This is a genomic window from Streptomyces sp. NPDC088116, from assembly GCF_044741745.1.
Taxonomy (GTDB): domain Bacteria; phylum Actinomycetota; class Actinomycetes; order Streptomycetales; family Streptomycetaceae; genus Streptomyces.
In genome coordinates this window covers 448,749-462,211 of record NZ_JBIUTF010000005.1, presented here as the reverse complement: position 1 = coordinate 462,211, position 13,463 = coordinate 448,749, and the positions used below count along the sequence as shown (strand labels likewise).

The following is a 13,463-nucleotide window of genomic DNA, read 5'->3' as shown; positions in this document are numbered from 1 at the left end:
GGAGCTACTACCTGGTAAGTGCATGAGGAATCTGCCTCCCCGATCCTTACGGAGCCGTCGCCATGGGGCACTACAAGTCGAATCTCCGCGACATCGAGTTCAACCTCTTCGAGGTCCTCGGACGCGACAAGCTGTACGGCACGGGTCCATTCGCGGAGATGGACGTGGAGACCGCCAAGAGCATCCTCGAAGAGGTCACGCGCCTCGCCGAGACGGATCTCGCCGAATCGTTCGCGGAATCCGACCGCAACCCACCGGTGTTCGACCCCGTGACCAACACGGCACCGGTGCCCGAAGCCTTCAAGAAGAGCTACCAGGCCTACATGGACTCCGAGTACTGGCGTCTGGGCGTGCCCGAGGAGATCGGCGGCACGACCTCGCCCCGCTCCCTGATCTGGGCGTACGCGGAGCTGCTGCTCGGCGCCAACCCTGCCGTGTGGATGTACGCGTCGGGCCCGGCCTTCGCCGGCATCCTCTTCGAGGAGGGCAACGAGGCGCAGAAGAAGGCCGCCGGGATCGCCGTGGAGAAGCAGTGGGGCTCCACGATGGTCCTCACCGAGCCGGACGCCGGCTCGGACGTCGGCGCGGGCCGCACCAAGGCCGTCGAGCAGGAGGACGGCAGTTGGCACATCGAGGGCGTGAAGCGCTTCATCACCTCCGGTGAGCACGACATGTCGGAGAACATCCTTCATTACGTCCTCGCCCGCCCCGAGGGCGCCGGCCCCGGCACCAAGGGCCTGTCCCTCTTCCTCGTACCGAAGTACGAGTTCGACTGGGAGACCGGCGAGTTGGGCGAGCGCAACGGCGTCTACGCCACGAACGTCGAGCACAAGATGGGCCTCAAGGCCTCCAACACCTGCGAGATGACCTTCGGCGACCGTCACCCGGCCAAGGGCTGGCTGATCGGTGACAAGCACGAGGGCATCCGCCAGATGTTCCGGATCATCGAGTTCGCCCGGATGATGGTCGGCACGAAGGCCATCGCCACGCTCTCCACCGGCTATCTGAACGCGCTGGAGTACGCCAAGGAGCGCGTCCAGGGCCCGGACCTGGCTCAGTTCATGGACAAGGCCGCGCCCAAGGTCACCATCACGCACCACCCCGATGTGCGCCGCGCGCTGATGACGCAGAAGGCGTACGCGGAGGGCATGCGCGCCCTCGTCATGTACACCGCCTCGGTCCAGGACGACATAGCCGTCAAGGAGGCGGAGGGCGAGAACGCCAAGCCGCTGCACGGGCTGAACGACCTGCTGCTGCCGATCGTGAAGGGCTACGGCTCGGAGCGGTCGTACGAGCAACTGGCCCAGTCCCTCCAGACGTTCGGCGGCTCCGGGTATCTCCAGGAGTACCCGATCGAGCAGTACATCCGGGACGCCAAGATCGACACCCTCTACGAGGGCACCACGGCGATCCAGGGCCAGGACTTCTTCTTCCGGAAGATCGTCCGTGACCAGGGGCAGGCGCTGAACACGCTCGCCGAGGAGATCAAGACGTTCCTCGCGGTCGGCACCGGCGGTACGGAGCTGGCCCCGGCCCGCGACGCGCTCGCCAAGGCGGCCGTCGACCTGGAGGCGATCGTCGGGCAGATGCTGGCCGACCTGACCTCCACCGGCGAGGACGTCAGGAACATCTACAAGGTCGGCCTCAACACCACGCGGCTGCTGATGGCTTCGGGCGACGTGGTGGTCGGCTACCTGCTGCTGCGCGGCGCCGCCGTGGCCGCCGAGAAGCTGGAGACGGCCGCGTCGAAGGATGTGGCGTTCTACCAGGGCAAGATCGCGGCCGCGAAGTTCTTCGCCGCGAACGTGCTGCCGGACGTCTCGACGCAGCGCGCCCTCGCGGAGACGGTCGACGACTCGCTGATGGAGCTGGACGAAGCGGCGTTCTAGCGGCGTTCCAGGCGTTCCAGCGGCGTTCTGAAGGGGCGGGGCAGGGACAGGGCCACGGCGACCAGGTGTTCAGGAACCTGGCCGCCGTGGCCCGCTCGCGTCCGCGTCCGCGAGCGTGTGCGCGATCCTCGCGGTGGCCGGGTAGAGATCGCGGTAGAGCCCGTACAGCTCGTCGTAGCGCGCGGCGTTCGCCGGGTCCGGAACCCGCCGTTCCAGCACCGGGTTCCACTCCTCGATCCGTGCCTCGCCGACGGACCGCGCCGCCAGGAAGGCCGCTCCGTAGGACGCTCCGATCGTGACGGTCGGGATCTCCTGTTCGAGCCCGGTCACATCGGAGACGATCCGCGTCCACAACTCGCCCTGGGTGCCGCCGCCGACGGCGACGATCCGGCGGACGTCACCACCGGCGGCCCGCATCGCGGCGACGTTGTGGCGCACGCCGAACGCGGTCGCCTCCAGCGCGGCGCGGTAGAGGTCACCACGGGTGTGCTCGACGGTCAGGCCGGCGATCACCCCACGGGCCCGGGGATCGGCCACCGGGGTCCGCTCCCCCGCGAAGTAGGGCAGCATCAGCAGCCCGTGGGCGCCCGGACCGCAGGCGTCGGCCTCGGCGAGCAGCTCGGCGTGGTCCGGGGAGCCGAAGAGCGCGCGCAGCCACTCGGTGATCGCCCCGGAGGTGGCCATTCCGCCCGCGAGGTTACGGGTGCCGGGGAAGGCCCCGACGGTGCTCCACAGGCTCGGTTCCAGCAGCCGCCGTCCGACGGTGTTGATCAGGAACATGGTGGTGCCGTACATGAGCATGAGGTCGCCGGTGTTCTGCGCGCCGACGCTCACCGCCTCGGTCCACGCGTCGACCGTGCCCGTGATCACCGGCGTACCGGCGCTCAGGCCGGTCCCGGCGGCCGCCTCGGGTGTCACGCGTCCGGCGATCTCCCCCGGCCAGCGCAGCGGCGGCAGTTCGATGCCCGGCGCGACCCGGTCCGCCCAGGGGACGTACCACTCCTGGGCCGCCGAATCGTAGAGCGGCGCCGACTGACTGGCCGAGTGATGGTCGAGTACGTACGCCCCGGTCAGCTTCCTGACCAGCCAGGAGCTGGGCATGTAGAGCCGCCGGGCCCGCGCTCGGACGCCGGGCTCGTGCTCGGCGACCCACGCGATCTTCGGGCCGACGGCCTGCGTCGACAGGACGGAGCCGCACCGCCGCAGGATCTCCTCGCCGCCCAGCTCGGCGCCGATCCGGGCGATCTGCTCGGTGGCGCGGGTATCGACGCCGTACAGGATCGCCGGACGTACGGGCAGGTCGTCGGCGTCCGTCAGCGCGACGCAGGGGCCCATCCCGCTGACGCCGACCGCCGCCACGGGGCCCGGACGGCCGGAGAGCAGCTCGGCGGTGATGCCGGTGAACTCCTCCCACCACAGCTCCGGGTCCATCTCGGCGTGTCCGGGCGCCGGCCGGGAGACGGGGTGCCGGCGGACGGCGGTCGCGAGGACCGTGCCGTCGGCCGGGTCGACGAGTACGCCTTTGCTGCTCGACGTACCGATGTCGACACCGAGGACCGCACCGCGGACCGCACCGCGTACCGCACCGGGCACCGAACCGGGCACCGCTGCCCGAGCCATTTCCGACGTCATCCCGTCACCCTGCCATTCCGTCGCCCGGTCTCTCCGTGTCCGCCGGGAGCCACCCCCGTCCGGGCCCTCCGCGTGCCCGTATCGATACACCAGGGGCCCGCTTCCCGCCCGTTCCCCGACCGCCCGTCCCAGCCCCGCCGACGCCCCTTCCGCGTCCGCGTCCCCCCTCGCTCCCGACCCGCCTCTCCCCTCCATCTCCCCGCTCTCCGCCGGTATTTCCGCGCCTGTTCTACCCATGTGCGGAGCTTGTCCCGCCCCGGCACGCGGCCTTACAACCGGTGCCGGGCCCACTGCCGGGACCCGTCGTTATGGTGAACCCCATGAGCACTTCCGCCCGCTTCGACCGCGGCCACACCGACGACCTGATGACCTTCCTCGCGGCCAGCCCGTCGCCGTACCACGCCGTGGCGAACGCCGCCGAGCGCCTGGAGAAGGCGGGCTTCCGGCAGGTGCGCGAGACGGACGCCTGGGACGGGGCGGCGGGCGGGCGGTTCGTGCTGCGCGGTGGGGCGATCATCGCCTGGTACGTGCCGGAAGGCGCCGATCCGCACACCCCCTTCCGGATCGTCGGCGCGCACACGGACTCCCCCAACCTGCGGGTGAAACCGCTGCCGGACACCGGTTCGTACGGCTGGCGGCAGATCGCCGTCGAGATCTACGGCGGAACGCTGCTCAACACCTGGCTCGACCGCGACCTCGGCCTCGCGGGCCGCGTCACCCTGCGCGACGGCACCCACCGGCTGGTCAACGCCGACCGCGCGCTGCTGCGCGTCCCCCAGCTGGCCGTGCACCTGGACCGCTCGGTCAACACGGACGGCCTCAAGCTGGACCGGCAGCGGCACATGCAGCCGATCTGGGGCCTCGGAGAGCCCCAGGAGGGCGATCTGATCCGATTCGTGGCCGAGGAGGCCGGAGTCCAGGCCGACGACATCACCGGCTGGGACCTGATGCCGCACGCCATCGAGCCGCCCGCGTACCTCGGCCGCGACCGCGAGCTGGTGGCCGGGCCCCGGATGGACAACCTCATCTCCGTGCACGCGGGTACGGCAGCGCTGGCCGCCGTCGCGGCCAGACCCCTCCCGTACATCCCGGTGCTGGCCGCCTTCGACCACGAGGAGAACGGCTCCCAGTCGGACACCGGCGCGGACGGCCCCCTGCTCGGCACGGTGCTGGAGCGCTCGGTGCTCTCCCGAGGCGGGACGTACGAGGACCGGGCGCGGGCCTTCGCCGGCACGGTCTGCCTGTCGTCCGACACCGGCCACGCCGTGCACCCGAACTACAGCGACCGCCACGACCCCACGCACCGCCCGCGCGCCAACGGCGGCCCGATCCTCAAGGTCAACGTCAACATGCGGTACGCGACGGACGGCAGCGGCCGGGCCGTGTTCGCGACGGCCTGCGAGAAGGCGGGCGTGCCCTGGCAGACGTTCGTCTCCAACAACGCGATGCCCTGCGGCACGACGATCGGCCCGATCACCGCCGCCCGGCACGGGATCCAGACCGTCGACATCGGCGTGGCGATCCTGTCCATGCACAGCGCGCGCGAGCTGTGCGGCGCGGACGACCCGTACCTCCTGGCGAACGCGCTGGTGGCCTTCCTGGAGGGCTGAGCGCTCCGAGCCGTCCGCGCCGCCCGGCAAGCGCCGCGCGTACGGAACTCCCGCCGCCCGCATGCCTGTTCAGGTCCGGGGTACGCGACTCGACGACCCCGAATGACCACTACTCGTATCAGGAGGCGGGAATCATGGGCATAGGCGGATGCATCGGCCTTATCGCGGTGGGGGCGATCCTCACCTTCGCGACCGACTGGGAAATGGACAGCGTCAACCTCGACCTGGTCGGTCTGATCATGATGGTGGTCGGCATCATCGGCATCGCCACCTTCACCAGCATCGCCCGCCGCCGGCGCGCCGTCATCCAGCCGGTCGCCCCGACCATGGTGGAACGGGACGACCGCAGAGGCCTCTGACGTACGCGCCACGACCGGCCCGCGCGCCGAGCCCGGCGCGCCCTACGCGTCGAGCCCGGCGAGTACGAGGCCGAGCCGCGACGTCCCCTCCTCGCTCACGCTGACGGGTACGCCCCAGTCCTGCTGATGGACATGGCAGGCCGGGTACTCGTTGGCGGGGTCGTCGTCACACGAGGCCGCCATCGCGGAGACGTGCAGCACGCCCTCCGTGACACCGTCGGCCAGCACGATCTCACGGCTCAGATCCGTACCGGATCCGCCGCCGTCCGCCAGCAGTCCGGGCGGTGTGGACGAGACGAGCAGCCGGGTCGAGGGGCCGTACCGGGTGTCGAGCTTCTGACCGCTCGGCGCCGTGAAGACGATGTCCAGCCGGAGCGCGCCCGGGGCGACCTCGGTCGCGGCCCGCCGCGTACGGTGGGCGACGGCCTCGACCCGTACCGCCTCGTCGGGCAGCCGCAGCCGGGTCAGCCGGTGCCGCGCCGACTCGACCACGACGATGTCCTCCCCGACGAGCACGGCGTCGCTCGGCTCCCGCAGATCCGTGGCCAGCGTGGTCACTTCACCGCTCCCGCCCTCCTCGACCGCCGGAGTGAACCGGCGCAGGGCGTGGTTGTACGTGTCGCAGACGGCGACCGAGCCGTCGGGCAGCGCGGTGACGCCCAACGGGTGCTGGAGCAGGGCCTGTCCGGCCGCGCCGTCGCGGTGCCCGAAGTCGAAGAGGCCGGTTCCGACGGCGGTACGGACGACAAACCCGTCGCCGTTCCCCTCGGCGTCCCGTTCCACGTACCGCAGCGCGCTGGTCTCCGAATCGGCGACCCACAGCCGGTCCCCGGCCGCCGCGAGCCCGGACGGCTGGGCGAACCACGCCTCGGCGGCGGGCCCGTCCACCAGCCCCTCGTTCGTGGTGCCGGCCGCGACCTGGACGGTCCCGGTGGCCGGGTCGTACGTCCACAGCTGGTGCACACCGGCCATCGCGATCCACACCCGGTCCGCCCACCAGGCGACGTCCCACGGCGAGGAGAGATCCACCTCCAGCGCGGGGCCCGAGGACGGCGACCCCTGCCACCACTGCCTGCCGGTCCCGGCGACGGTCTCGATCGCGCCGCTGACCGGGTCGTACGTCCGCAGCGCGTGGTTCACGGTGTCCGCGACGATCACCCTGCCGTCGGGCAACAGCGCGAGCCCCTGCGGTTCGCTGAACGAGCCGGGCCCGAAGCCGCGCTCTCCGGAGCCGATCCGCCGCACGACGCTCTCGCCGTCCGCGTCCAGCTCGACCAGCTGATGGCGGGTGGTGTCCGAGACGAGGAGGTGCCCGCCGGGCAGCACCAGCGCCTTGCCCGGGAACCGCAGATCGGTCGCGACCGGCTCCGGCGGAACATACGGCCCGTCCCCGCGCCGCAGCGTCCCCTTCGCGGCATGCTCGGCCTCCAGCTCCCCGACCAGCGTCGCGATGGCGTGCGCGTGCCCCTCACCCGCGTGCTGGGCGACGACGTACCCCTCGGGGTCGATGACGACGAGCGTGGGCCAGGCCCGTACGGCGTACTGCTTCCAGGTGGCCAGCTCGGGATCGTCGAGCACGGGATGGTGCACCTCATAGCGCTCGACGGCGTCGACGACCGCCTGGTGCTCGGCCTCGTGCACGAACTTCGGCGAGTGGACGCCGATGATCACCACGGTGTCCCGGTGCTTCTCCTCCAGTTCACGCAGCTCGTCGAGGACGTGCAGACAGTTGATGCAACAAAATGTCCAAAAATCTACAACGACGCACTTACCTCGCAGATCCGCGAGAGTAAGGTCTTTGCTTCCAGTGTTCAGCCAGCCGCCTCTGCCGATCAGCTCGGGGGCGCGGACACGGGCACGGCGGGACGAGGCGGGGGAAGGAGCGGGGGTCGCGTCGTTCATGGTTCAAGAGTGCCATTCTCGGCACCGCGAACAGCACCCGAAGGCGTACACATAGGCTCGCACCGCCATCGAATCCCGGCCCCGGGGTACCCGTTCCCCATGAAATATCTGGTGCGCGACAAGATCTTCGCGATCGGCGACGACTACTGGATCGAGGACGAGAGCGGCCGACAGGCCTTCCTCGTCGACGGCAAGGCGCTGCGGCTGCGCGACACCCTGGAGCTGAAGGACCCTTCCGGTCAGGTACTGATCACGCTGCGCCAGAAACTGCTCAGTCTGCGCGGCGCGATGACCATCGAGCGGAACGACGAGACGCTGGCGACCATCCGCAAGAAGCGGCTCTCGTTGCTGCGCAACCACTACCGGGTGGCGCTGTCCGAGGGCACCGATCTTGATGTGAGCGGACGGATCCTGGACCGGGAGTTCGCGATCGAGCACGACGGCGAACTGCTGGCGCACATCTCACGGCGATGGCTGCGGGTGCGCGAGACCTACGGTGTGGACGTCGTACGGGAGGACACGGACCACGCGCTGCTGATCGCGGTGGCGGTGTGCGTGATCAGGATGGCGGAGAAGGAACGGGACGACGGCTGACGCGGGCCGGGCCGGACCTGCGCGGACGGATCACAGCGATGCCGCTCACAGCCACGCCACCCACCGCAGGTCCGCTCACAGCACGTCCGCTCACAGCCACGCCCCTCACCGAAGGTCCGCTCACAGCAGGTCCGCTCACAGCCGGGCCCCATGGTCACCGGAGCGGCGGCGGCGCCAGTCCCAGCAGCCGGTCCTTCAGCGCCGGGAACTGCTCGCGCGTCGCCGCGACCTTCCCCGGGTCGAATTCGACCGTCAGGACCTCCTCGTCCGTCCCCGCCTCGGCGAGCACCTCGCCCCAGGGGTCGACGACGATGCTGTGTCCCGACTGCTCCACACCGGCGTGGGTACCGGCGGTGGAGCAGGCCAGGACGTACGCCTGGTTCTCGACCGCGCGGGCCTGGGCGAGCAGCGTCCAGTGCGCGCGCCGGCGGGCCGGCCAGCCGGCCGGGACGACGAGCAGTTCGGCGCCCGCGTCGATCAGGCCCCGGAACAGCTCCGGAAAGCGCAGGTCGTAGCAGGTGGCGAGGCCGAGGGTGACCTCCGGCAGCCGTACGGTGACGAGTTCGGCGCCCGCGTTCATCAGTGTCGCCTCGCCCCGGTCGAAACCGAAGCGGTGGATCTTGCGGTACGTACGGACCAGCTCACCGGCGGGGGAGAGGACGAGCGAGGTGTTGAAAAGGCGTCCCTCCGGGTCCCGTTCCACGAGGGACCCGGCATGCAGCCAGACCCCCGCGTCGCGTGCCGCGCCCGACATCGCGTCGAACGTGGGCCCGTCCAGCGCTTCCGCCTCGTCGGCGAAGGAGTCGTACGCGAAGGCACCGACCGGCCAGAGCTCCGGCAACACCACGAGATCGGCGCCCTGTTGCCGCCGTACCAGCGAGGCGACCCGGCGCCTTCGGGAATCCACTGATTCGTCCGGGTCTACTGCGATCTGGAGCAGAGAGGCGCGCACAGTACCACCGTCCTGGCATTCGAGCCGTCAACACGGGCCTACGATCGTCACACGAAAGCACTGCCGGGGTGCCACCGGGCAGCGTAACTTAGCTGCCAGACCGCCCACGCAGCCCGCAGCCCGCCCGCCGTCAAACCAGCCCGCGTACCGCAGAACCGCCGAGGGGTCCCGTGACCGTCCATCCCAGCCTTCAAAACTACGCCGATGCCTGGACCCATTCCGTCGAAGCCATAGCCGAGTTGGTGCAGCCGCTCGTCGAGGGCGAATGGAACTGGCGCACGCCGTGCCCAGGTTGGTCCGTGCGGGACATCGTCTCGCATGTCATCGGCCTGGAATGCGAAATGCTCGGAGACCCCCGGCCGATCCACTCACTGCCGCGCGATCTCTACCATGTACGGGACGACATGAGCCGCTATATGGAGATGCAGGTCGATGTGCGGCGGCATCACACGGCGCCGGAGATGACCTCCGAACTGGAGTACACGATCATCCGCCGCAACCGGCAGCTGCGGAACGAGAACCGTTCCCCCGACACCATGGTCCGCGCCCCGCTCGGTACGGAGCAGACCCTGGAAACCGCGATGCGGATGCGGGCGTTCGACATCTGGGTGCATGAGCAGGACCTGCGTTCGGCGCTGAACAAGCCGGGCAACCTGGACTCGCCCGGCGCCGTGGTGACCCGCGACGTGCTGCTGTCCGCGCTGCCGAAGGTCGTCGCCAAGGACGCGGGGGCGCCGCCGAATTCGGCGGTGGTCATCGATGTGAGCGGCCCGCTGGAGTTCCTGCGTACGGTCAGGGTGGACGCGGAGGGCAAGGGCTCGGTGGACGGCTCGCCCTCACTCGGTCCGGTGGTGACGCTGATGACGGACTGGGAGACGTACTTCCGGCTGGCGTGCGGACGGGTGCGGCCGTCGGCGGTGGCGGACCGGATCAAGATCGATGGGGATCATGAGCTGGCCGAGGCGATCGTGCGGGAGTTCGCGGTCACGCCGTAGCCGAAAGGGCGCCAGGGGCGCACGGGTAGCCACCGGCCATCCGATCTCACGCCCCGCTGCGCCCCGTGCGCCTCATGCGGGCACGTGCACGGCCTCCACCCGGCTGGCGACCAGCCGCTCCCGTTCCCGTCGGACCGTGCGCGCCCGCAGGCGCAGGATCTGAGTGATTCCGACGGCTTCGAGGACGAAGACGGACGAGAAGGCGATCCGGTAGTTGTCGCCGCTCGCGTCGAGCAGGACGCCGACCGCCAGGAGTGTCGTCATCGAGGCCGTGAAACCGCCCATGTTGACGATTCCGGAGGCCGTGCCCTGACGCTCCGGCGGATTCGCGGGCCGGGCGAAGTCGAAGCCGATCATCGAGGCGGGTCCGCAGGCGCCGAGGATCGCGCAGAGGGCGATCAGCAGCCCCATCGGGGCATGTCCGGGATACGCGAGGGTCGTCGCCCAGGCCAGCGCCGTCGTCCCGACCGTGCCGAGGGCCAGCGGGAGCCGGGCCGCGTGGTGGCGGGCGATGATCTGCCCGTACACCAGCCCGATGGCCATGTTCGAGAGGACGACGAGCGTGAGGAGTTCACCCGCGACGGCGCGGGACAGGCCCTGCGCCTCGACGAGGAAGGGCATGCCCCAGAGCAGCAGGAAGAACATCGCGGGGAACTGGGTGGTGAAGTGCACCCACAGCCCCAGCCTGGTGCCGGGCTCGCGCCACGAGGCGGCGATCTGCCTGCGTACGTACGCGGCGCCCGCGTGCTCGGCGGGCGGCGGCTCGTACCCCTCCGGGTGGTCCTTGAGGAAGAGCAGCAGCAGGACGAGGACGACGACACCCGCCAGGGCGCTGCCCGCGAAGGTCGTGGTCCAGCCGAGGCCGTGCAGGGTGCGGGAGATGAAGATGGTGGAGACGAGGTTGCCCGCCATGCCGATGAGCCCGGCGAACTGCCCGATCATCGGCGCGCGCCGGGCCGGGAACCAGCGGGTGCCGAGCCGCAGCACGCTGATGAAGGTCATCGCGTCACCGCAGCCGAGCAGGGCGCGGGAGGCGAGGGCGGCTCCGTATGTGGGCGAGAGCGCGAAGCCCAGCTGCCCGATGGTGAACAGCACCACGCCGATGGTCAGCACCTTCTTGGTGCCGAGCCGGTCGACCATGAGGCCGACGGGTATCTGCATGCCCGCGTAGACGAGCAGCTGGAGTATGGAGAAGGTCGACAGGGCCGAGGCGTTGACGTCGAACCGGTCGGCGGCGTCGAGGCCGGCCACGCCCAGGCTCGTACGGAAGATGACGGCGACGAAGTAGACGGCGACGCCGATGCCCCAGACCCAGGCGGCGCGACGGCCGCCGGGCGGATCACCGGGCAGTGTGACGGAGATCGCGCTCACCGCGCCTCACCCCGGACCAGCACCTTGACCCGGCTGACGTGCCGCCACAGAACCTGCGCGGCGCCGTCGGCGTCGCCCGATCTGATGGCTTCGAGCAGCTCGGCGTGCTCGGTGATGTTCTTGGCGATCCGGTCGGGGTGCGCCTCCATCACGGCGACGCCCATCCGCAGCTGCCGGTCTCTGAGCTGGTCGTACAGCTTGGAGAGGATGTCGTTGCCGGCGTGGCGCACGATCTCGGCGTGGAAGGTCCGGTCGGTCACGGCGACGGCCGCGAGATCCCCGTCCACGGCCCGCTGCCGATGTTCCTCCAGCAGCTCCTCCAGTCGCCCGATCAGCCGCTCGGACGCCGGTACGGCCTTCCGTACGGCGAACTCCTCGACCAGCAGCCGGGTCTCGACCACGTCCGCGATCTCCTGCGCGGACACGGCGAGCACGAGCGCGCCCTTCTTCGGGTAGAGCTTGATCAGCCCTTCCACCTCGAGCTTGAGCAACGCTTCCCGTACGGGTGTACGAGACACGCCGACCGCCTCGGCCAGCTCCCCTTCGGTGAGCAGGGTGCCGCCCTCGTAGCGACGGTCGAGCACGGCTTCCTTGATGTGGCTGTAGACGCGGTCGGCGGCAGGTGGTTGCTTGACGGGAGCGGCAGGCGCTGAAGGCATGAGCACAGCTTAGATACAACAGAGGTGCAACAGTGTTCCCGTCCGGGATACGGACACGACCCGGCGCCCGGCGCCCCCGGCGCCCGTGCGGTTCCTACGCGGTGGTGCGCCGGCGGACCTGTTCCTTGATCTCCTCCGGCAGCGCGTCGGCGGCGTGCAGCCGTGGCAGCAGTTCCGGTTCCAGAGTCATCGCCCGGAAGACGACGGCGACGGTCACGTCGTGATCGGGCCGGTGCACGATGCCGACCGCGTCGGTGGCACGGATCTCACCGGTCTCGACGACCCGCAGATACGCACCGGGCCGCGCTGCCCGGGTGAACCGCTTGATCCAACCGGCCCGCTCCAGCCATCCCTGGAACGTCGCACACGGAACCCGCGGACACGACACCTCCAGCACGACGTCCGGCCCGACCCGCCAACGCTCCCCGATCAGGGCGCCGTTGACGTCCACTCCGAGGGTCGTGAGGTTCTCGCCGAAGACCCCGTTGGCGAGCGGCCCGCCGAACTCGGCTTCCCACGCGTCGAGATCTTCGCGCGCGTAGGCGTAGACGGCCTGATCGGAGCCACCGTGATGCTTCACGTCATAGACCCGGTCACCGACAAGCCCGACGGCGCCGGTCCCCTCCGAGCCGGGAACGGTGACGGCGACCGGACCGTCAACGGGCCGCTTGTCGATACCCGTCAGGCGCAGGCCCTTCCACGGATTGGGACGAGGCCTGCCGATATTGACGGAGAGCAGCTTCATGGCGGCGACGGTACGGCCGGCCGCGGAGGGGAGCGAACGGTTTTCCGGGGCCGAGCGACCCCGTACTCCTTGACCAGCTACCCGTTGTCTCGATCCGCGCGATCGGCACCCCCAGTTCGCCCAGCCGCTCAACAGCCCAAGCCACGGCCTCCTCCAAACCGGGCGCCTCCACCACGCAGGGGAAACGCGTGCCCTGCCCGTACTCCTCCCAGCCGACCTGGCCACCAGCCAGGGCGTCCGCACGGTCGAAACGGTCGGACTGCTCCCGCGTCGGCTCTTCCTCGGGGTACAGGACGAACGACCACTCACGCACAGTTGCTGTGCCGACGGGTGAATTCATCGATTTTCCTACCCTCCGTGCCCGGATTCGCAGGCGTGCACCACACCTTCGTGCCGGCAGAGCACGGGCAGCAGATCACGTATCCCCACCGGTGGCCTCGCTTGACCTTCAGGCCAGTGCTCTCCGCCCGTCGCAGAGCCGCTTCGACATCCGGCTTCGGGTGCCGATCGCCCTTCATACAGTAATCACCGTCAGGCAACCCGCAACGAGTGGCAACGCGATAGGTCACAGGGTGTCGATGTTCTGACCGAACCTGTCCGCCGTGTTGCCGAGCAGGGCACTGGTCGGTGCGGTGAAGAAGCACGATGACGTCGTAGAGCAGTGGCGGAACCGCTCCTCGCCGTACGCCATCCCATGACTGCCGTCGGGTTCGCGGCGGGCCATGGTCGAGCGGATTCGTATATGCGGTCCCCGT

At 70.1% G+C, this 13,463-nt stretch carries 12 protein-coding genes; 5 read left to right on the top strand and 7 right to left on the bottom strand.

Annotated features, from left to right (window positions below; all coding sequences use genetic code 11):
* Positions 1-62 precede the first annotated feature (62 nt).
* Entirely contained in the window at positions 63-1,889 is a 1,827-nt protein-coding gene (locus tag ACIOJD_RS22570; protein WP_401916454.1) for an acyl-CoA dehydrogenase, read from the top strand.
* Between the two features lie 69 nt (positions 1,890-1,958).
* On the opposite strand, the gene ACIOJD_RS22565 is transcribed toward ACIOJD_RS22570, so the two are convergent.
* On the bottom strand, positions 1,959-3,509 hold the full coding sequence (locus ACIOJD_RS22565; RefSeq protein ID WP_401917114.1) for an FGGY-family carbohydrate kinase: 1,551 nt from the start codon (positions 3,507-3,509) through the stop codon (positions 1,959-1,961).
* Between the two features lie 332 nt (positions 3,510-3,841).
* Between ACIOJD_RS22565 and ACIOJD_RS22560 the strand changes: the two genes are divergently transcribed.
* On the top strand, positions 3,842-5,131 hold the full coding sequence (locus ACIOJD_RS22560) for a M18 family aminopeptidase (protein ID WP_401916451.1): 1,290 nt from the start codon (positions 3,842-3,844) through the stop codon (positions 5,129-5,131).
* A 134-nt stretch (positions 5,132-5,265) separates the two neighbouring features.
* The gene (locus tag ACIOJD_RS22555) at positions 5,266-5,490 is read left to right on the top strand and encodes a DUF6458 family protein (protein WP_401916449.1); all 225 of its coding nucleotides are present in this window, start codon (positions 5,266-5,268) and stop codon (positions 5,488-5,490) included.
* Positions 5,491-5,532: 42 nt separating this feature from the next.
* Here ACIOJD_RS22555 and ACIOJD_RS22550 read toward each other — a convergent pair whose 3' ends face one another.
* Complete coding sequence (locus tag ACIOJD_RS22550) at positions 5,533-7,392, bottom strand: NHL domain-containing thioredoxin family protein (protein WP_401916446.1); 1,860 nt, start codon at positions 7,390-7,392, stop codon at positions 5,533-5,535.
* Between the two features lie 99 nt (positions 7,393-7,491).
* Between ACIOJD_RS22550 and ACIOJD_RS22545 the strand changes: the two genes are divergently transcribed.
* On the top strand, positions 7,492-7,986 hold the full coding sequence (locus ACIOJD_RS22545) for an LURP-one-related/scramblase family protein (RefSeq protein ID WP_401916444.1): 495 nt from the start codon (positions 7,492-7,494) through the stop codon (positions 7,984-7,986).
* A gap of 154 nt (positions 7,987-8,140) precedes the next feature.
* On the opposite strand, the gene ACIOJD_RS22540 is transcribed toward ACIOJD_RS22545, so the two are convergent.
* On the bottom strand, positions 8,141-8,938 hold the full coding sequence (locus ACIOJD_RS22540; protein WP_401916441.1) for a carbon-nitrogen family hydrolase: 798 nt from the start codon (positions 8,936-8,938) through the stop codon (positions 8,141-8,143).
* Positions 8,939-9,108: 170 nt separating this feature from the next.
* Between ACIOJD_RS22540 and ACIOJD_RS22535 the strand changes: the two genes are divergently transcribed.
* Positions 9,109-9,933, top strand: coding sequence for a maleylpyruvate isomerase family mycothiol-dependent enzyme (locus tag ACIOJD_RS22535; protein ID WP_401916438.1), 825 nt, complete (start codon positions 9,109-9,111; stop codon positions 9,931-9,933).
* A 72-nt stretch (positions 9,934-10,005) separates the two neighbouring features.
* Here ACIOJD_RS22535 and ACIOJD_RS22530 read toward each other — a convergent pair whose 3' ends face one another.
* From ACIOJD_RS22530 to ACIOJD_RS22515, 4 genes are all read right to left on the bottom strand, one after another.
* The gene (locus tag ACIOJD_RS22530; RefSeq protein WP_401916435.1) at positions 10,006-11,304 is read right to left on the bottom strand and encodes a nitrate/nitrite transporter; all 1,299 of its coding nucleotides are present in this window, start codon (positions 11,302-11,304) and stop codon (positions 10,006-10,008) included.
* On the bottom strand, positions 11,301-11,963 hold the full coding sequence (locus ACIOJD_RS22525; RefSeq protein WP_401916432.1) for a GntR family transcriptional regulator: 663 nt from the start codon (positions 11,961-11,963) through the stop codon (positions 11,301-11,303). The genes ACIOJD_RS22530 and ACIOJD_RS22525 overlap by 4 nt, the downstream gene beginning before the upstream one ends.
* 94 nt (positions 11,964-12,057) lie before the next feature.
* A complete protein-coding gene (locus ACIOJD_RS22520) occupies positions 12,058-12,708 on the bottom strand; it encodes an MOSC domain-containing protein (RefSeq protein WP_401916430.1) in 651 nt (216 codons plus the stop codon).
* Between the two features lie 565 nt (positions 12,709-13,273).
* Entirely contained in the window at positions 13,274-13,432 is a 159-nt protein-coding gene (locus ACIOJD_RS22515; protein WP_401916427.1) for a hypothetical protein, read from the bottom strand.
* Between the last annotated feature and the right edge of the window lie 31 nt (positions 13,433-13,463).